The sequence below is a fragment of the Coleofasciculus chthonoplastes PCC 7420 genome (assembly GCF_000155555.1).
Classification (GTDB): Bacteria; Cyanobacteriota; Cyanobacteriia; order Cyanobacteriales; family Coleofasciculaceae; genus Coleofasciculus; species Coleofasciculus chthonoplastes_A.
In genome coordinates this window covers 31,279-51,564 of record NZ_DS989854.1, presented here as the reverse complement: position 1 = coordinate 51,564, position 20,286 = coordinate 31,279, and the positions used below count along the sequence as shown (strand labels likewise).

The 20,286-nt window shown below is 47.9% G+C and carries 18 protein-coding genes; 3 read left to right on the top strand and 15 right to left on the bottom strand.

Annotated elements, in window-relative coordinates; all coding sequences use genetic code 11:
- Positions 1 to 8: 8 nt before the first annotated feature.
- Positions 9 to 1,586, top strand: a complete 1,578-nt coding sequence (locus tag MC7420_RS19460) for a tetratricopeptide repeat protein (RefSeq protein WP_006102559.1) — start codon at positions 9 to 11, stop codon at positions 1,584 to 1,586.
- Positions 1,537 to 1,689 carry a CHAT domain-containing protein gene (locus MC7420_RS37080; RefSeq protein WP_006102435.1) on the top strand — a complete coding sequence of 51 codons (153 nt, stop codon included), beginning with the start codon at positions 1,537 to 1,539 and terminating at the stop codon, positions 1,687 to 1,689. Before MC7420_RS19460 ends, MC7420_RS37080 begins: the two co-directional genes overlap by 50 nt.
- 434 nt (positions 1,690 to 2,123) lie before the next feature.
- Here MC7420_RS37080 and MC7420_RS19455 read toward each other — a convergent pair whose 3' ends face one another.
- On the bottom strand, positions 2,124 to 2,630 hold the full coding sequence (locus tag MC7420_RS19455; RefSeq protein ID WP_006102516.1) for a GNAT family N-acetyltransferase: 507 nt from the start codon (positions 2,628 to 2,630) through the stop codon (positions 2,124 to 2,126).
- A gap of 71 nt (positions 2,631 to 2,701) precedes the next feature.
- Positions 2,702 to 3,250 (bottom strand): type II toxin-antitoxin system TacA family antitoxin, encoded by a 549-nt coding sequence (locus tag MC7420_RS42675; RefSeq protein ID WP_006102501.1) that lies wholly within the window; start codon positions 3,248 to 3,250, stop codon positions 2,702 to 2,704.
- Between the two features lie 208 nt (positions 3,251 to 3,458).
- On the opposite strand from MC7420_RS42675, the gene MC7420_RS42670 reads away from it, so the two are divergent.
- A complete protein-coding gene (locus tag MC7420_RS42670) occupies positions 3,459 to 3,785 on the top strand; it encodes a CHAT domain-containing protein (RefSeq protein WP_232231739.1) in 327 nt (108 codons plus the stop codon).
- On the opposite strand, the gene MC7420_RS19440 is transcribed toward MC7420_RS42670, so the two are convergent.
- The 13 genes from MC7420_RS19440 to MC7420_RS19380 form a co-directional block, all read right to left on the bottom strand.
- Entirely contained in the window at positions 3,760 to 5,412 is a 1,653-nt protein-coding gene (locus MC7420_RS19440) for an ATP-binding protein (protein ID WP_006102489.1), read from the bottom strand. The genes MC7420_RS42670 and MC7420_RS19440 overlap by 26 nt on opposite strands.
- A 2-nt stretch (positions 5,413 to 5,414) precedes the next feature.
- Complete coding sequence (locus MC7420_RS19435; protein WP_006102385.1) at positions 5,415 to 7,049, bottom strand: hypothetical protein; 1,635 nt, start codon at positions 7,047 to 7,049, stop codon at positions 5,415 to 5,417.
- Between the two features lie 63 nt (positions 7,050 to 7,112).
- Entirely contained in the window at positions 7,113 to 7,481 is a 369-nt protein-coding gene (locus MC7420_RS19430; protein ID WP_198016500.1) for a hypothetical protein, read from the bottom strand.
- A gap of 120 nt (positions 7,482 to 7,601) precedes the next feature.
- Complete coding sequence (locus MC7420_RS19425; protein ID WP_006102370.1) at positions 7,602 to 9,506, bottom strand: type IV secretory system conjugative DNA transfer family protein; 1,905 nt, start codon at positions 9,504 to 9,506, stop codon at positions 7,602 to 7,604.
- A gap of 193 nt (positions 9,507 to 9,699) precedes the next feature.
- Positions 9,700 to 10,248, bottom strand: a complete 549-nt coding sequence (locus MC7420_RS19420; RefSeq protein ID WP_006102369.1) for a hypothetical protein — start codon at positions 10,246 to 10,248, stop codon at positions 9,700 to 9,702.
- Positions 10,249 to 10,267: 19 nt separating this feature from the next.
- Entirely contained in the window at positions 10,268 to 12,154 is a 1,887-nt protein-coding gene (locus MC7420_RS19415; RefSeq protein ID WP_083799089.1) for a hypothetical protein, read from the bottom strand.
- A gap of 5 nt (positions 12,155 to 12,159) precedes the next feature.
- Positions 12,160 to 12,885, bottom strand: coding sequence for a hypothetical protein (locus tag MC7420_RS19410; RefSeq protein WP_006102545.1), 726 nt, complete (start codon positions 12,883 to 12,885; stop codon positions 12,160 to 12,162).
- 6 nt (positions 12,886 to 12,891) lie between these two features.
- Positions 12,892 to 14,571: a TrbI/VirB10 family protein gene (locus MC7420_RS19405; protein WP_232231738.1), complete on the bottom strand. Its 1,680-nt coding sequence runs from the start codon at positions 14,569 to 14,571 to the stop codon at positions 12,892 to 12,894.
- A gap of 2 nt (positions 14,572 to 14,573) precedes the next feature.
- Positions 14,574 to 15,350 carry a hypothetical protein gene (locus MC7420_RS19400; RefSeq protein WP_006102406.1) on the bottom strand — a complete coding sequence of 259 codons (777 nt, stop codon included), beginning with the start codon at positions 15,348 to 15,350 and terminating at the stop codon, positions 14,574 to 14,576.
- Between the two features lie 12 nt (positions 15,351 to 15,362).
- Complete coding sequence (locus MC7420_RS19395; RefSeq protein ID WP_006102368.1) at positions 15,363 to 16,406, bottom strand: hypothetical protein; 1,044 nt, start codon at positions 16,404 to 16,406, stop codon at positions 15,363 to 15,365.
- Positions 16,407 to 16,422: 16 nt separating this feature from the next.
- Positions 16,423 to 17,136, bottom strand: a complete 714-nt coding sequence (locus MC7420_RS19390) for a hypothetical protein (protein WP_006102454.1) — start codon at positions 17,134 to 17,136, stop codon at positions 16,423 to 16,425.
- Between the two features lie 23 nt (positions 17,137 to 17,159).
- Positions 17,160 to 19,949 (bottom strand): hypothetical protein, encoded by a 2,790-nt coding sequence (locus tag MC7420_RS19385; RefSeq protein ID WP_006102494.1) that lies wholly within the window; start codon positions 19,947 to 19,949, stop codon positions 17,160 to 17,162.
- A 14-nt stretch (positions 19,950 to 19,963) separates the two neighbouring features.
- A complete protein-coding gene (locus MC7420_RS19380) occupies positions 19,964 to 20,284 on the bottom strand; it encodes a hypothetical protein (RefSeq protein WP_006102480.1) in 321 nt (106 codons plus the stop codon).
- Positions 20,285 to 20,286: the final 2 nt, after the last annotated feature.

Below are 20,286 nucleotides of genomic sequence, written 5' to 3'. Positions count from 1 at the left end.
GTTTTTCTATGTTAGTTATGCTTGAATTTATCCATAAGTTGACTCCAAGTTTTTTGGTTACACTCTTTTTACCTTTAATGGCGCTGGGTAATAAATTTCCCTTTGGTTTGGTACAGGCACAAACTATTGATTTCCAAAATCAAACTATTACAGGTTGTGGTAATCCGGGAAACTCTAATTTCGATTCAAATGAAGTTTTAAAGTTATGTATTGAGGCAATAAATATAGAATTGGAGTTTGGTTCTTTGTGGAAAAACCAAAAATTTGAAGAGGCTAGATTTAAGTTGAAGCAAGCTTTAACAATATGGCAACAACTAGGCAATAAAAAAAAAGAAGGACATATTCTTAATTTGCTTGCAGCTTCTTATTTTGGCTTCAACCAGATAGAGCAAGCCTTACCTTTGTACCAGCAAGCTCTAGAAATTTATCAACAAGTTGATGACCCCGAAGAAAAAATGAAAGCTCTTCGTGGTCTTGGCTCCTTATCAGAGGGAGACAGACACTATCAGCAGGCACTTGATTACTATCAGGAAGCTTTAGCTATTAGTCATCAAGTTGATGATAAATGTAGTGAAGCTGTTTCTCTAAGCAGTATAGGTGGAGTTTACTTAAAAATTGCTCATCCCTACAATAAAGAGCAAATACCTAATATAGATAATCTGACCAGTGGAAGGTCATTAAATGAAATAAGACGCCAAGCATTAGATTATTATTATCAAGCTCTTCCACTCGCTCATATATCCTCCTGTCATTTATTATCAATTCTTAATTCTATTGGAGTTGTTTATCAACATTTAGGGCAAGAGCAAGAAGCTTTAAAGTTTTATCAGCAAGCTTTAACAGAAAGTCGCAGGAGAGAGACAAACGATTCTCAAGCAAGCATTCTTGCCAATATAGCTGTGTTAAAGAGTAAACAAGGTAATTTGCAAGAAGCATTTACTGATATTCAATCAGCCATTGATATTGTCGAAAATTACCGAACATATTTGATTAGTCCAGACTTCCGTACCACTTATTTTTCTTCTCAACAAAATATTTATGAAACATACATTGATATTTTAATGCAACTGCATCAAAAAGACCCCACCAAAGGCTATGATGCCCAAGCATTCTACGCCAGCGAACGTTCCCGTGCTAGAAGCCTAATCGAACTCCTCGCCGAAGCGAATGTCGATATCCGCCAAGGCGTTGATCCACAATTACTCGAACAAGAGCGCAATTTACAAGAAGAACTCGATGGAATAGAAAAACGTAGAATTGAGTTATCCAGAGGTTATTATAGCCAAGCACAAGCCGACCAACTTGAACAAACCCGACAAACGGTTTGGTCTAAATATAAAAATCTTCAAGACGAGATTCGCTTGAAAAGTCCTAACTACGGTGCGCTTCAATATCCTCAACCTTTGACCTTAACCCAAGTCCAACAACAACTCCTGGATAAAGACACAATCTTATTACAATACTCCCTTGGTGAAGAGCGCAGTTACCTATGGGCAGTCACTAAAGATAGCATCACCAACTATCAACTTCCCCCTCATGAGCAAATTTTATCAAAAATATCTGCAAGAAAATCTGCCTCCTGCTGAAGCCTTGCGACAAGCACAATTAGCGATGTGGCAAAGTGAAAATATTGATTGGCGAAACCCTTATTTTTGGGCAGCCTTTACCCTTCAGGGAGAATGGCGTTAAATCCAAATATGCCATTATTATGTAGGGGCGCACCGACGTGCGCCCAGTTTAATTGTATCCACCAACTTATACGTTGAACAGAAGTTGTAACGTGGTTGACAACCCCAGCTATCCTCTAGCTGACTTTCTTTCATGATAGGCTCCCAGAAGAGAGCGATCGCGGCTTAATTGGGATATAAGCTGTCATGCATTTAAATTGGGTATTAGTAGCGAGCAAGATGCTCGCACTACAAGGATTTCACCATTATTGACATTAAGGTTTAAATGCCGAACAGCTTAGTCACAGGATTTGCTAAAAAGAACATGACCCAGAAATTGTCTCTGCACTGCGGAGACAATTAATATCATTTCCGGTCAAACACCCCTAATAAAAACACCTGAAACCTCTGTTATTGCAGCATTGCAATTATGGGCAATGGGCGAAGGTTCCTTCACTACGAACCCATCGCCTTTGCTACTGTTTTCAAAGGAATAAATAATGACAGCGAATTACTTGGTAACGCGATAAAACCATATCTCAAATAAAACGCCTTAGCCTCCTCATTCAGTGCATCAACTACAACCGCAAAAATACCCACATCCTGAGAAATGCGAATCGCACGACGCAAGCACTCCATCAGCAAAGCTTCTCCCAACTTTTTACCCTGCATAGAGGAATCAACTGCCAGTTTTCCCATCCGCATCGCTGGAACCGGATAACGAGGCAATCCTTTCCCATAACTTTTCGGCATCAACTCCCGTTGAATTTCTGACATACTCACCGAATAATAACCCGCAACATTCGGTTCTCCCTCTTCGGGAATGGCTACGAAGGTTTTAGCGATACCCTTTTGATGATTTTGTTTAGCATATTTTTTAAGATAGTCATTTAATTCCGGAACGCCGCAGTCAAAGTTATCCCGGTTTACCGAGTTATCTATCGGTTTAAATATCCATGTCACCTCAAGACGATTCCTGTTTACAAAACAATAGATGCTACACCATTTCTGTCATACAGTTACCCATTCCCCGATTAATTTTGATGCCTTTTAAACGCCTCTTTTAAAACCCTATTGGGTTCAGGTGGATTTTTCAAAGCAGAGGCAAAGATATCCCAGTCTTGTTCATCTAAAACCATGGGTTCTGGAGTCGCTAATTCCTGAGTCGCTGCATCCAGAACAAGTTCAAGTAAATATTCACTCAGAGTTAAACACCGTTTAGCCGCCGCCTTTTCCAGAGTTTTCTTGTGTTGAGGTTCCAGAATCAGCCTGATATAGGTTTCTGGGGTATCAGGGGATTGGTTTCCCTTTGCCAATGACTGTCCCATCATTCCTACCTCTGACACCGATTGTGTTAGAGAACTGTTCTGTGTAAACAGGTTGGGCGAACTATCATCGTGATACCCTGAACCCAAAGATTGAGACGGTGTAAATGCTCTCGTCTCCTCAATGTCCTCAATCGCTAGATACTGATTAAGTTCCTGTTGTTCACTCGGCGTCAGTTCACCTGCTTGGCTACGAACCAGAAGCGTTTGCAGACGCTCCTTGTTTTCTTCAGGGACTTCAATCGTCAGTTTTGGCACGGTATAACCTTTGAGTATCGATTCTTACTGTTATTGTATAACTTATGGGCAGCCGCCCTTAGTGTTGTTCGATTAGTGTTGTTCGAGGGGAGACTCCGGCGGATGTAAGGCAAGTGTAGCAGCGGTTTCAACTGTCCAGTGAACCGTTAAGTTGACTTCAATAGCCAGAAGGTTGGATGGTTCTTTAAAAAAGATTACAAGTTAAACCTTGTCTCTTGTCAGGGAAGATGTGGTGATGAAACTGCCCGTCTGTGGGATTTATCAGCTGCGATCGCAACCCAAACATCATAGATGGCTGCAAGCAAGTGCCAAAGCCACAGAAGTCGCCATTCTCAACAGTCTAGGTCAACTCTACAACGTTAATGATGCATCAACTGCTGAACTAATGAGCCAATTTTATCAAAAATATCTCCAAGAAAATCTGCCTCCAGCCGAAGCCTTGCGACAGGCACAATTAGCCATGTGGCAAAGTAATGTTGATTGGCAAAACCCTTATTATTGGGCAGCCTTTACCCTTCAGGGAGAATGGCATTAACATCTGTTCCTGAAGAAAAAACACTCGAATCCCCCTCTACATTCCCCCACAACGTCATCGGCGGTGGCGCATACGCTGAATCATCCACAGACGCCGCCGAAGTCGCCATCCGTTTTGCCGCATTCCGCATCCGCAGCAGGCGATCCGTATCCGCCATATACAGCGGAGTAATCTCTTCCCGCGCCGCCATCAGCTCATCCAACCCCAAAACAATTTCCCTCGCCCCAGCATGGAACTGCCGCTTAGCTGCCTTCTCCACCATCCCCGCCAACTCAGCCCCCGTACAATTAACCGTGCGAGACAGCAGAATCCGCCATTCCTTCATCGTCAACACCGAGCCATGGCGATAGCGGCGGTCAAATCGTGCTAAATGTAAGTGTAAAATATCCTTACGCTCACCCGCTTGGGGGAAATCCACATAGAAAATCTCATCAAACCGCCCCAAGCGTGTTAACTCCGGCGGCAAAGCATCCAACCGATTCAGCGTAGCAATCACAAATGTCTGAGAAACCTTATTCTGTAACCACGTCAGCAGAAATCCCAGCACCTGGCGCTGCTTCACATCAGCCGGAACACCGGGATCAGGAAACAGCTTATCAAACTCATCCAAATAAACCACAGCCGGTGCCGATGCCTCCACCCGGTCAATTAACCGCCGCAAATAAGACGCACCGCCCGCCGCGATCGCACCCGTATCTACGCTAATCAGCGGAAACTCCAGCATCTTAGCACAGAACTGGCAAACCAACGTCTTCCCCGTCCCCGGAGGACCCACCAGCAACCACCCCTTGGGCAAAGGAATCCCCAACCGCCTAGCCGCCTGAGTGTAATCCCGCTTCACCCCATCAATAGCGTCCCGAATCCGATCCATCCCACCAAAATCCGACACATCGGGTGACGGTGTAAACGCCAAATCAAACTGCTTCAAGCGCTCCACCTTAAAATCCAGCAGTAAACCCACCCCCTTTGAAGCCAAAGAACCACCACTTTTCGCCACAGCCAAGCGCAAACTCATCTTAATCTCCTCAATAGACAGCCCACCTGCTCGTTGCGCTAATGTAGGAACTATCTCTAAATCGACTCCCGATTCAATCTGAGGTAAAAACTGGCGCAGCATCGCCTCTCTCTCCTGATAATCCGGCAAAGGATACCAAACCTCCGGAATCAGGCTCCTAATCACCTCTGGCAGCTCCACGTTCTGCAACCCCAGTAAAATCAGATATATCGAACCCCCCGACCGATCCGAAGCAATATTAATCAGCCGAGACACCACTCGCCCCGCCACCATCCGAGATGGCACATCATCGGCTTCCTGATCCAAAAACGGATGCAAATCTTCTAAAATATAGACTCCCGACCCAGGCTGGTGAGACAAAAACTCCAGCACATCCAGTGGCTGCGATCGCTCCACACCGCACACATCCGAATTCCCCTGACGGGAAACAGACGGCGACAACTCCTGAAAACGCCCCGCTCCCAAATTCCACAAATAACAAGGTAACCCAAACGCGATCGCTAACTCCCGCTCAATCGCCCGAATCACATTCACCCGCTCAATTAACGACGCTTGTAGCGAAACAACATGACAACCCGACTCAATCGCCACAGTAACTTCAGCTAAACTCATAATCAATCCATCTCCAACTGCATCTTCCGACTTGGCTTCCCGACAGACACCCCCGACTCAGGTTGAGTCTGTACAACCAGCGCCTTCAAAACCTGCTCAAAATGCACCAAATCCTTCTCATCCATGCGGCTGCGTAACTCCCCCCCAGCCTTAGCCAGCAACGCTCCGCGCCCATCCTTAGCATCGATGCGTACTCGACCATCAGCCGTAGCCCGCCACTTATAGGAAAACTTGCCATCAATCCGCACATTCCCGCCCTGAGTCGCGGCATAATCACTCAAAGCCTGGGTAATCCGATTCACCCGTGCCAAATAATCAGCTTCATGGTTTGCCATTGACCGAAAGCCGCCCTCAGGCTGCCGAGACGCTGCCACAGAAGCCTCCAACTGTTGCACCTGTGCCAAATCCGCCTCAGCTAATGGCGGCAACCTCTGATCCACCCTAACCCCCAAAACCGTTGCATCAAATTCCATCAGGGGATTATTCTGTTGATCAGCAAGCCTGTACCTTAACCCCTGCTTAGATAGACGATAGGAAGCCCCCTCATAAATCTGCCCCGAACGTAGCTGAATCTGATGAGCAAACCGCTTCAGCGTAGATGCGGCTCGATACTGCTGCCAATAACCCCGTACCTTAGCCATTGAGGATTGCACCGTCACCGATAGCGTTTGCCACCAACGAGTCTTATCTCTGTGACGTTTGCCCAAGCGTTCCCGCACCAATTCCTGTACCTGAGAAATCGACGAATCACGAGACAACGGCGGCGGCTGCATCTGGGAGGTCAACCCCTGCATCAGAGACTTAACCGAAGCCTCCGGCAATCGCTCAACAGACTCCATAACCGCATCCAAACCCTTCTTTGTCGGTTGCCGATTTATCCTCCCTACTGACTCCCCAGAATGATGAGGTACACTTGGATGAATCTCTCCAGGTTCCTTTCGAGTTCTCTCAACTCCTTGATTGGGACTAACCGAAAAGAACCCTTCAAACAGTTCCGGTTGTGCCTCCTTCGTTGATTGCGGCTGATTGTCCTCCCGGCTCACGCGATCGCGCTTAAGTTGCTCCAATACCAACGGTACCATCAGTTCCGCTAAAACTTCTAACTGTGCGTTGCGTTCCTGGCGATTGGGGTGTTTCCCAGTCAAATCCTCCAAAGTTTGAGAATCTCCAGACTCCCTCTCTTGGTTCAATTCAGGCGACATTAAACCATCTGCCATCCCTGACATCCCAGCTTTCGGTTCAACACCTGCCTCCATTTCCTGAACCTTTTCTGGCGTAAACGTAGTTGCCCGCCCCTGTGAATCAACGTGAAGAATTGGCTGACCATTGATTTGAAACGTCAACCCTTCCTGCTTCTCAACACCTTCACCCCTAGACCAGGAACGAATTCCCTCAAATTGCTGAATATGCTCAGGCTTCAAATCATTGACAAAATTCCCCTTTTTATCTTTACCATAAAGCAGAACCTTCTTGCCATTTTCATCCGTCTGAACAATTTGCACATTCGCTGACTCATCCTCTAAATCCCGCTCCAACTCCGGCAAATTCATGTCCAAAAACGTCTTTAACCAAGCTTCGACAAGTTGCTGATAACGTTCCTGGAAAGATGCCGCGTTACCTGGAGACACTGAAAACATAAAACCTCCTGTATAAATTAATGCCTTTCCCAGACTTTCTCCTCGATAGAAAACGGTTTACTTTTACCGCTCATCTGACCTCTCAAACAGAGCCGCAACACTCACCAATGACAGGCGATTAATCACTATCTCCCCACCCCCCTGAAAGAGAACTAACTCCCCATCAAAATACCAAGCAGTAAACTCAGAAACATGGTTGAATGGCACCTCAACTGAATACCCATAATCACCCACTCGACCAGCCAGTAAACCCTGTTGGTCAAATACCTCAACCACTAGGGGAGAATAATCCATGGGCAACGGGGAACAAGGATAAGCTTCAATGACTCGCGCTCTCCACTGGGGATAGCGCAGCAAAACCTCTATGGATTCAATCGATAATCCTTTAAGCAATTGTTCAATCACACCCCTATGACTCTCAAAATTAGACATTATTCAAACCTAGACCACCAATCCAGTAATCGGACTATCTACTGAAATTGCCTCAAACGGGTCAAATTCAGCTAGTAAATCTTCCTTCTTTTTACGTCTTGTGACCCCTAAACCTCCACTTTAAAATGCTTCTGGGACAAGTGAAGAACTAAACCCTGTAGAATTCGTCTCTGTGTCAACAGAACCCTCATAAGCCTCCAGATTAACTTGGGGTAGGGGAAATAATTTCTCAGCCAAAGCGCGACGTTCCTCAAACTGCTCTCGACGCTCGTCATCGGAAATCAAACAATGATTGCGCTCAATTAACCGCCGTTTAATCACATCCCATTTCCCCTCCGACCATTTCTGCTGAGCAATATCTGCTGGCGGCACCTTAATCGACTGCAATACAGGAACGTAAGCTTCTTGACCCCGTTGATAACCCGGATTCACCACAACCGCCCGACCCGTTCCTAACTTCAGAAATTCGGACGGTTCCAATAAATACCGCTTTTGATGGTGGTCAGTCAAACTGCGAGAACGTCCACCTTTGCCTGCACTGCGCGTCAGGCTTTTCGACCGAAACTGAATTTCTTGTTCACCCAAATAGTCAGCAAATAACTTAGCTGATTCCCCATCCTGGGGATTAAACAAAAACTTAGTCGCCGTTCCCCCAAAAATTGCCCGTGCTAGCTCTCGACCATACCCCTTCTCCAACTGAGACAAATTCTGATAGCCTAATATGCCACAAAATCCGTCCTCCCTATTTTCATTTAACCAATTAACTAATTGTGGTAAATATAGAGTTGGTAGTTCATCTAACACTGTTACCAACGGGTCTTGACGAGGTACAGTGCGGGAAACATTCCGCACCACAACCATGTGCAAAATCGCCGCTAGCAGGGGTCCAACAATATCCCGATTATTCCGGTCTAGTCCAAAAACAATCAACTGCTTCCCATCTAAATCCAAAGGTAGCGTCGTCTTGCCACAAAACGCCCCCACAAAGTCTTTCTTCAGGAAACGCTGAAAGATTCGCTGTGCCGTACCCAAAATGCCCGCCACTGTCTTTTCCGAATCCTTAACACTGATAAGCTGAGAAAGGGGTCGGCTCGTCCAAACCTTCAACGTTCCATTTTTCGATGCCAACTCCAGGCGCTGTGGCAACTGGTCGAGACTCAAAATTGCCTGTGCCATCATCAAGTCACAGTATTGAGGAGAGCGTAGCCGTCCCACTGCCTTAGTCAGCATCAAAACGCCTGCTACCAGCGTATCACCCGCTTCGGAGAAAAAGCGATCGCCATTATCCGCTCCCCCCCTATCGAAGTTCCGATTAATCACCTCCGCCAACTGACCCGCCGCTACAGCGTCTTCTTCATCCCGTAAAAAGTCTAGAGGATTGCAACTCTCACTTTCAGCAAACCCCGGTGCAAACACCCGCACATTGTAACCCCGCTTGAGCGCATACGCCACCGCTCGCAGAGTCTGCGCCGGATACTTAAAATCATAAAGACACACTGGAAATCCTTGATCAAACGCCGAACGCACCAACGGATCAATCACTGAGTAGGTTTTTCCCGTCCCCGCACCTCCACACACGGAAATACCCCGCTGTGCATCCGGCACATACAGCGTCGGCGACGCGCTAAACAATCCCCGAAGTGCTTTTTCCCAGCGCCGAGTTGGACGAACTCGCCCCCTTTGAACCCACTCTTGTTCCAAATGAGAGCGGATAAATGCAGGCGTTCCAATAAAGAGTGCCACACTGTTCCGCGCCACATTTTTGATCTGCTTTTTCGCTTTTTTTGCCGCTTTTCCTTTCTCTTGAGAACCCCCCCAATAGGCTGTTGCCACCTTACCCTTTTTAACACCCCAAATATGAGCAGCCACTAAAAGTGCTGTACAACCGAAAAGCACTGCCCCCAAGGGGGAAACAAACTTGTCTTCTAATTGTTCCAATCCCAATTGCAACGACGGCGGTATTTCCTGACTAACTCCAGCAATTTGATACTGAACGACTGGCTTTTTCAATTCTTTTTGAAACATAAGCTTATGGTAAGTAGGTGGACATAATTAACGTAAACGGTGAAGAAGTGGCTTTCGTCGAGGAGCAACGTTATTTGTCATTCTTTCTTTGTAAGAGTTGTAGTCTTGTTCACAAAACTTAATCAGCGTGCCGTTTTTTTTGTCCGACTAATTAGTTGTGCAAAAAACCGTTTTTGTCCCCAAACATTAGCCCCTAATTAGAATTATATCGGCTTTGTCGCTGCCGATTAACTGGCACAAAAGACCCTTGAGAAAAACAAAAGCGATTCGAGACGACAGCCTTTTTCTCCACCTGAGAAACGACTAAACAAGGAAAATCATTGCCATACGCCAACTTTTCGACAGCAAACAACGGGTAATCTTCCAGTAAAGAGCGCTTCAGATACAAACTCAATACCCGCTTACCGTCTGCTGTATACACTACATACAAACAGCCTTGTCTGCCACAACTATTTGGATTATTCAGGTCAAAAATGAAAAGCTTATTTTCACTTTTAACCGTTTGCACCAACATACTCTTGCGCTCCAACTTAGCTCCCGCCTGGGAATAATTCTCTTCAATCACCCGCTCTAACAAATGCTCAGATACAATCGGATCAGCGGGAACAAATCCTTCATTAGCCGACGTAGAGCCTGAAAAAGCCATCCAAATTAGCCCGATACTCACTAAAAACCCCACCCCCAATAAGGTTAGCTTTTTGGGTAAAGCTAATAACTGCCAACGTTCAAAACCTTTTTTCATCACTCATTACTTTCTCAAATCAAGGACAACCCATTGAAGCAACAACCCGTTGATAATTACTGGCAACTTCAGAGCCGTAGGATTGAACCGAATACTCTTGGTGAATATCTGTAGCGGGGGAATCAATTGGCACAGCAACCCCGCCAAAATGCATCTGAGCTATCCGTTCCAGTAAGCGATTGTCGGTAAAATAATCTCCGGTTTTCGGGTCTATTTCTTGAGATGCCACATCAATCAAGTGGCGGGCATCTGCCTCAAACAAATCCTGCTGATCAACGGGTGAAAAATAATACAAAAGCTGCTCTCGGCTCACCGATTCCCCTTGATCAAGTCTGGCTAAAAACTGCTTTCCACCAGACTTTGCCAAGATTTTGGAGCGCACATCATCCCGGTAACTCATAAACTGCATCGCTCCCAAACCACGTCCACAGTAACCCTGGCTGTCACAGGTGAAAACACCAACCGTGTCATAATCCCCCTCAATCTGCGATAGCGATACAGCGAAGGCATCCAGCACTACACCTTGATATCGATTCGAGCAAGAAAGTGTCGGTGGCAAAAATGAACTCAAGCTTTCCGAAGCTACAAACGACTTTCCAATACGACGTTTCGCAGACGCAGATGTACTCGGTTTTGAATTAGGCTGAAACTCACTCGATGAAATAGCTTGCATTTCTGAAATAGCCACCTGAGTTGGTGTTGAAACCACTGAAGGATCTCCTGCCTCTAACTGCCCCAAAAAAATCGAATCCATTTCCTGGTAGGTCATAAAATGCAGAGGTCCAATAAAATACGGAGTACAGCCCAAATCAGGAATTCCGCGCTGGCACATTCTAAAAAACATGGCGCTAGTTGCTGTCCCTGTGGTTTCATCCATATCCCACAACACAACCTTAAAGGCATCGCCAAATAGGTGTCTACCCACAGGTTCTTTCCCACCATTAACCGCTGCTAAAACACCAAAACCGCCTCGGGTTTCCTGATATTTACCGCTGATCCACTGACGCCCTAAAATACTCTCAGTACCAGACAGTTCGACATGAGCGCAGCCTGCTTCACAAGACACCTCAAACCCTTCAATAGTACTGCCCGATATAGTACGTTGGCGCTGTTGTTCTGCGGCTCCAAAAACCACATCCACAATACCCACCCCATTCCCAACGGCGGCTGGGGGATTGGGAAAGTCACTGAATGGCACCTGGCTCAAACCGGGAATGTCTCCAATTAGAGTCCTCTGCCAATCTTTAAACCGCTCAATGGGTGTAATATCGAGATTGGGAATGTCTCTCAATGCATATCCATCAAGGGGCAGATCGGCAAAAGCCAGCTCACCTAAATGTGGCGCTCTCTCCAGAAATTCCCCAATGGTTTGATGCACATTAACCCGACCAACGGCTTGTTCAATTAAATCCTGTACGGGTAGGACTTCCCGAATCGGAAATTCTGCCAAAGATTCAATCCCATCAACCAAACTTTGCAGAGTCTGGAACGGCATTAGACCCAAGGATGCCAAACTCACCGAATCCAAATCCAATCCCACAATTTGACTGATAATATCCAGGTCAAAATTCTCCAGGCTGAACGAATCTTGAAAATCCCCTAGCGCCAAATACTCTTCAGGTTTCTGCCCCTTTGTCCAAGAGCGAGAAGGATCGTACCCTAACTGAGAGATAATATCAGATGAGGCGTAATAACTTCCCGAACTCGCAATCGGCGGCAGGCGATCAAAGGAAATGCTCTGCCAAGAAGGAACCCGTGATCCCCCGAACTCAACCGTCGGCACACTGCTACTGACTGCCATCGTTGGGGACGATTGCGCTACAATTAACAGTCCAGACAATACCAACGACAGAGCCATACCCGTCACGAAAAAGTACAGCCAAACCCATAAATTACGCGATCGCATTCTCATCATTGTTCCCCCTGCAACTCAACAGACGGCTTCCCCCCATCAGAAAAACCCAAATCCTCACCTCTACCCAACTGCTCCAGGCGTTCTACCAACTCCAGAGAAATTCCTGCCTTTTGCCGAGCGTCTTCTAACCGATAAGCAGCCAACAAACTTAAAAACTGCACAATTCGCCGATCTAAAAGACTCCCTGACTCCAACCAATTTTGGCGAATTGCCTCCTGACGCCCCCGCTCTAGAGCCGAAACATCGACCAATCGCCCTGGCACACCGGGCGGAACCACCTCAACCGTGTGATAATCTGGAGGACTCGAAGCCCGAACCACACGAAACACACTCAACCGCCGCTCAAAGGAAGCTGAACGAGTAATCACGGTTAACTGAGCGCTTGTTGCTGACGGTAAGCCAGGAATAGAAAGCGGCTCAATGCGGCGCAAATGCAAAACCCTTGCAGAAGAGGCTTCACACTTCGACTCACCCAACCCCGCCAAACAGCCATCCACATCCAGCACCACCCAAGACGGGTTATCTAGCCAGACTTTTTCAATCACTTCCCCAGTTCTAATAAAACTGATATTGATCCCATACCCCGGTGCAAGCCTTATTTCTGATACCGAACTCTCATTAACCCTCATCTGGCGAACTCCTGTAGAGGCTAAACTCAGACTGGGTACGCCCAAAACCGACACCGAAACAATCCCCGATAGTAGAAGATTTCTAAGTTTCATAACTTCTCACAACGTAAACGACTGATTGACAAAAACCTGCACTCCCGCTCCCGCTTCCACATACCAGAGGGTTTCCATCTCATCCAGCCGAGCGATCGCACTCTGATTACGCTCCATAATTTGCTCTAGAATGGGTGTGGCTCCCCCTTCCAAGACAGCTGCCCAAATATTAGGTTCTGATGTCTGCGATGTGGTTGTGGTGGACGAGATGCCATTAGTAATCGATGTCGAGGTTTGCGATTCAGGGCGGTTGATCACTTCCCCAACCTGGGTGAGAGCGCCCAGTAATGCGGTGGAAACATCCATTGAGGCAATCTCATCCCCATGGTCAAACCAGTCCTGAGCCACCAGCGGTTCCCCTCCAGAGCCGCGCACCACCAAAGCACCGTCCGGCAAGGCATAGTCCCAATCGCCTTTAACCACAGACAAAGCATTGGCTTTCACCAAGCCGTTCTCCGCGACGTTCGCAATCTCAAACACAACCTGGGTTCCTGCTGGGAGGACTTCCACCCCCAATCTATCCAGAAGGGGTTGGTTCAGCGTGACCACAAAACGTCCTTCCGTATTACCTTCTCCTGACCAGATAACCGGAGTCATCAGTTCTCCTGATGCCATTGTCCCCACCGTTGCTCGCCGAATAGGTCTACCTTGCAAAATTCTGGATTCGGCTTCTGCCAACACTCCCTCAGTAGAGGGCGGTAAGGTTTCCACCGCCTCGGCTATGACAACAGACTCCTGGGGCAAAACCGGATCAGCCGATGGCATCGATACCCGTCTCATCTGCCCTTCTTGAGACAGTTGTACCCCCTGTGCCTCACCGTTTTCAGCCTGCACTTGACCGTAACTGCCCAACTGTGCCAAAGTAGTCCAGCGTTCCATAGGATCAGTCGGCTTAGGGCTTGGGGTCACCTCAGGTTGCACCTGAGAACGAGGACTCGACGGGGCTGTCGCCATCGTTGGAGTAGTCACCTGAGACAGAGCGGATGACCGCCTGGGCTGAGGACGAGGAGCAGTCGCTCTCGCTACCCTTCGCCGGGGCGCTGGCGCTGGTGGTGGTGTTCGACGAACGGGCGCTCTCTGAGGAGTCTGTGCCTTACTCTCTGGGTCTTGTTCCGTTTCCCCAGGTTGAACCCCATCCCGCTCATCCTGAGAACGCTGCTGGCGTGCTTCATCAATTTTCTCTAACTCTTCCGCCTGCTGCGACAGAGCCAGTTCGGTTTTAAGCTTACCATTAGGATTGCCTTGTTCATCCGCCATCACTTTAGGAGTGGGCGACGGTTCCGGCTTTGAAGCCGTCTGGGGTGAAGGTTGTATTCCATCCATAATCGGACTCAAAACCAACCCAGCACAAACGAAGACTACCAGTAATCCTGATCCAACCAATGCTCCTTTAGACCAACCCTTTTGAGACATGGGCTGGGGTTCGGGTTGGGTCTCATCAAACAGCTCCTCAACCGACAAGATGGGGCTATCGGGTTCTAGATTATTCCCATTCTCAGGTTGAGTCGATAGTTCCGGTGATACAGCCGCCGGATTGGATGGATCTTCTTCCTCAAAACCAATCAGTTTCGCTAAGGATTCTTCGCTCCAATCATCGACTTTATGGGGAAACTGATCAACAGAATTGTTTTGGGAATTCTCGACCTCACTATTACCATTGTCGGGTATTTCTTGAAACTGAACCATCATCAAAGCTCCTGTTGCTGTAAATCTCGAATAGCATAAATTTCCAGTCCACTTGTCCGGATGGCTTGAACAATTTGGGCTACGCCTTGAAGATGAGATGCATACTGAGGAGGGGTTACGGCTCGAACAAATACATCCTTATTAAAGGCAATGGTTTCACCCAAAACATTGGTATTATCTACAACAATTAAGTTCGCCACAATTGGCACTCGCCACTTTCCCGACTCAATTTTCACCGGATTACCAATATCAATGGGGACAAAAATCACTTGCGTATCCCCTTGAAAAACACCAGCTGGTGTCAGACGAGCCACCTCCGTAAGAAACTCTTTGCGAAAGTCTTCACTCAACGCAAATGCTGCTTGATAGGCAGGTGTTGTCACCTTGCCATGACGCCCCTCAGGGGAACGGATTTTCACGCCCTTATCTTTTATCTCCTGACCCCCTTCTGCCGGAGATGGCACTGTCCCTTCCCACGTCATTAACATTGCCAAGGTAGCGCGAACAAATTCCTGAATTACTTCTGGCGTTCGCTCAAGAGAACCTAGGGGGGCAACATGAATAGAGGAGCCATCTGCCATTTGGACTAAGGTGGGTGCAGGTTTATGGCTGAGATTTTTATAGGTTAAATACTGCAAAAAATCCACACCAAACCCTAAAACATGGAGTCCAATGGCGGACAACGTAATAATACCCAAAAGGTCACTAGACGAAAACCGTGCTTCCTGGGGTGAACTGAGAAAGCGCAGTCGATAATTATTGCGTTCCCTTGCTTTCATTGTCTGCTTAATTTATCGGATTAATGTTTTCTGAACGTTATAGGGGAGCAACCGTCCTAAACCAAACGTAGCCAGGGTTGAAAGACTATTGAAAACTGCCATCCCTCCTCCGGCGGCTAATGCTAGGGATAAAAGGGGAGAAATTAGCCCAGTGGCAAAGGCAAAAATCATCGGGTCACTATCCCCAGCATTCAGAACCATAACGGCAACTAAGCCGTTGATAATGTTGAAAGAAAGCTTGACCATTCCCACGGAAAAAAAGCCAGTTAGCCAAGCAAAAATTGCTTTATTGCCAACGGGTAAAAGTGACCCGCCCACCGCTAACGGACCTAATAACCCCGTTAGCAACATAGAAATCTCGACAATCCATTGGAAAGCAATGCCAAATGCAATCAACCAACCGCGAACAGCCATCTGCAAAATATTGGTGTTAAAAATCTCACCTACATTGAACCGTTCCAGAAATCTCTGAAAGCGATTTGATGGAGAGTTATCCAAGTTCCCAGAGATTTGTTGGGCTTGCTCTTTGGCATTCTCCAGACAAGAGAGTTGCTGTTCTTGGTCAGCTATTGCCGCGCATTGGTCAAGCAAGCCTCGCGCTGCATCCTCAGCCCCAATTTCCTGAACGATCTGCCGATATGCTTCCTCTAAGCGAACGGAACTAGAGGTAGATTGCAAAACCGTTTGATTCGCTTGGTTAATAATACCGCGCACCTGCAACGTACAGGTGGCTAAAAGTCCCCCATCATTTGCCAGTAGCACCACAACAACTAGGGGCCAGATAATCTCTGAAAAGGATGATCCGGTTCCATCCTCCAACAGAGTCTTCGCCCACTGCACTGCCCAAATCAGCAGCGTTCCTATTGCAAACAGTACCCCTAAATTAGCGATCGCGGCATACAAACCGCCACTATTGCCCAGCACATCCTGCCAAAGCTGATCCATTGCAGCGGCAATCGACTCAGCGGCTAAGGCTCCATCGGAGGTGATTTTGGCGGCACTTTCACCGGAATTGGGATTAATCGAGGCAACAATGAACGGAATTAAAACAACCATCATCAACTCTGGACGCTTAGAATAAACCGGCTTGAGAGGTGATTCTCAAATTGCTAAACCCGACACCCACCCGGTCAGCATTCTCAAGTTGGGTTTGACCGTCGAGTGTGCGTGAGATATTAGTAAGCTGGGTATTCGTTTGTGCCTGTTGCTCGTTACTTTTGAGTAGGTTCGACTGCACACTGCCCATCACTTTTGCCGTTTGAGCATTCTGAATTGCAATCTGTTTCATCACATTTTGGGTCACTACCTCGGTTTGAGCCAGATCACTGGCTTGTTGCACCGCATCAACCGCCTGCTGGGTCTGCTCATAAACAGCTTTTTGCTGCTGCTGACCCTCCTGACTCAAAATGCCAGCAGCCGAGGCTCGAGTGGTCTGACGGTCGATCTCATTCGCCGCGCGATCGCCCGCATAAATTGCACCTTCAGAAGCCGCCGCCGCTTCTTCAGCCGCTTGGCGGGTTTGACTCGGATCGGGCAACCCCAGCACGCCAGCCGCATCACCAACAATCCCATCAAATTCCGACCCTAACGCCTCCGTCAATGCCTCTGCCTTATCTTGTAAAATACCATTGGCATAGTTCTCAATTTCGGCAATTTGCTGGTTGAGCCAATCAAGCAATCCAGACAGGGGATTAGAATCTACCGTTGCGGCTAAAGCCGGGGGAGAACTCATTGCCGATAAAACCAATGCAACGGCTAACGTTGCAGCATAACGTCCCTTGTTCATAACGGTTCCTCCTTTGTTACTATTCAAGAAGCGCGAATTGAGGCGATCAACTCGCGAGAAAACTGATTAAGTCCGACAAACTTATTGCCATGGCGCTTCATCGCTGCACTTCGCATTGCTTGTTCGTCGGGATTATTCGCCACGGCTGCCAAAAGCACGTAACCGGGATAGTATCGGGCGGCGGTGTAGGTTCCCCTGTCATCCACCAGCCACTGAGAGTACATTCCCTCTTTTTTCGGGAAAAAGCTCTCCGAAGCATTCCGGGCAATAACCTCCTTGGGATACTTGAGAATCTCGACAAAACTATCCACCGCTGTCGGTTGAATCCGCCCCACCAAGCGCGTGGTCATATTCTGAAAAATCTTGGCACCCCCTGGAGAAGCCGCTATAGTATTTGGGTCTTGCCCAGAAAGAATTACCCGGACGCCTGCCTTAGCCCCATTCGCACACAGTCGTGCGACTAAATTTGAAATCGCGTCATATTCAAACAGGATGGGACTCTCATCAATGAAGAAAATTGAAGCTGGAGATGCCAACGCCCGTCGCAACGCCGCCGAATACGCCGAAAGCGAAAGAATGGCAGCATCATCGTCATTGGAGAGATTCGCCAGTGCAAACACCAGTAACTGTGCGTCGGTGCGGAACGTAGACGGACGGCTAATCGCTTTGCCCACGCGACTTTCCATCCAAGACGAAAGCCGCAGCTTAATTTGCTCCATCGCCGTTCGGATCTCACCGCTGTTTCCATCCAACTCCAGCCGCTCATAAGAGCAAAAGGGTACAAAGTCGCGCAGGGTGGGCATATTCTGCCACTCTTGGCTACCAAAACCAGCCCGATAACTCATCCCATAGCGATCGCGAATCAGTTCGTCTTTAAAGAAGCCATCAATCGCTAACGTCAGGATGGATCGCACAGTGGACGAAAACGCCTTTTCCCTAGCACTCTCCCCAGCTTTTGCACCAACCACCATCACCATCAGTGCTGACACCAAAAAATCCTTATAATCTTCAAAGCGATCATTCTGGTCTTTTGGTGAGAGCTGGGAAAGGTCGGGCAGCTCAAACAAATTAATCGCCTCTGAACGAACGTTGAAATAGCTGCCGCCGACAAAGTGAGTATAATCCGTAAACGTACTCGTTCCATCCGGTTTGGGATAGTCCATAACCACCACCGGAAGACCATGAGCCAGTGCTTGGGTAAGGATGCCCGAAGCCATCACGGATTTCCCGGATCGGGTTGTGCCGAATAGTGCCAGATTCTTGTGCTGTTTGAACAGATCCAGATAAATGGGTGTCCCGCCTTCATCAGCAACCAACTCTAACCCCCACTCATCAATCGTGCGCGTCTTGACCAACGGCATCAATCCTGGCACCTCGGAGGTGAGATAAACTTGCCTTCTGTTAAACGGTTTCGCCAGGAGCTTCTCCCAATTAATGGGAAACGTTTGCACCCAGACACGCCACGGATACTCTTGTTCCCTAGACACCCACGCGGGTCGTAAAAACAGAGACTCCAGAAAACGGCACGCTTCATCAAGGGGTCCCAATCGGGTTCGGTGTACCAGAAAGGTTACAGCGGTGTGAAAGGGTACTGCCCCTTCGTACAATGCTTCTTGGGCTTCAACGCCTTTTTTGATATTCAGATGTGCCTTAACGTCAATGGAATTCTTATCTGCCGCCAATACCGTTGCCGTATTAGCCTGTTTAGTCAGGCGCTGCATATTGGTTTTGACCAGAGCCTCATTCGCTCGCGTTAGCTGACAAAAAACCTCGGTATCCCAAACGCGGTCTTTTGCGATCACCTCCCAAAGATACCGCAACTGTGCCTCTTTATCGCGCCAGCCTGCGGGCTTATCCACAAAGGTCAAAACTCCGACATACTTGCCATTCGCTTTAACCCAGCGCCGTTGAGCAACTGGAATGGGTCCTTCAACCAAAAGCGTCAGGGGTGATAGCTCCGAATGCACCTCCTCTCGTAACCCACGTTCACCCAGTACCACTACTTGCGGCACTTTGATGGGCGGTGTACTATTGAAGCGCTGCCAAAGAATTTCCCACAGTTCCTCATCCGTCAGCGCCCGAATCTGCAAACCAATTTTATTCGCTAGTAACTGTTCCCACTGCTGAAAGCCATAGGCATAAGCGGAAGTAAACAGCCGCTCCATCCGCAGAAACTGTACCTTATCCAGTTCACCTGTAAAGCGCCGCCAATACCGCTCTAATTTCGCCAAAACCTTTTCAATCGTATCATGACTCCCGGTGGTATCTGGCTCAACGGTATAGGTGCAATACAGTCGCAACGTCTTGGGCTTGCGTAACCCCAGCCGAGTCAGTTCCTGCACTCTAGCGCGTTCTGAGAGTGTCAGAAATTTCAACTCAACCGTTGGTGCAACAGCTATAAGCTGTTTAAGTTGTTCTTGCCTAGACACATCCGTTGTGAAGGATGATAAATGAATCGTCAGGTGTTCCGAGGGCGGAAAATCCTTTAAACCTGCTGACAAGGCATCAAAAACTGGCTCAATTTCATCCGCACGCAGAGTGGGATGGATGCCCTTACACTCAAACCCAAACTGGATAGTAAAATTGTTTTCACCTTTACGAAGAACATAAGCACCCACCTTGCGCCCATCCAGCTCAATCCGCAGCATAGTTACTAGGGAAAAAGCATCTTCAATCGGTGTTCCTTTGCGCCGAGTGCTGCCGTCGTGGATTTGACGAGCGCCTATTTTTGCCTTGCCGGAGGTGGGTCTTTTCACCTTCACCTGAGCCGCTTTTTTTGCTCTATTAGATTGTACAAGAGAGAAGAGTTGCATGAAAATCCCCCAATCTACGATCGCTTTTTGCTGTTTCTATTTCGCTGCCTATGCAGCAGTGGGCGATACAACCCATACCCGCGAACCCAGTAGGGAGTGCCAATGAACTTGGAAAGAAATCGCCAAGGTTTACTTCCGGTAAGTACCCACCAGGTTGCCATTCCCCAAGCGGCTAGCAGTCCCGTCCACAACCAACTCAAACCCAGCAGCACTTTAAAAAGATAGTATGCCCCTCCAGCAATTACTGCCCATGGAATAAACTGATCCGCTGGCAATGGTCCAATATTCGGCTTGTTGCCTAGGGACTGATTGACCTTTCGGAATGACTTTTCCATTG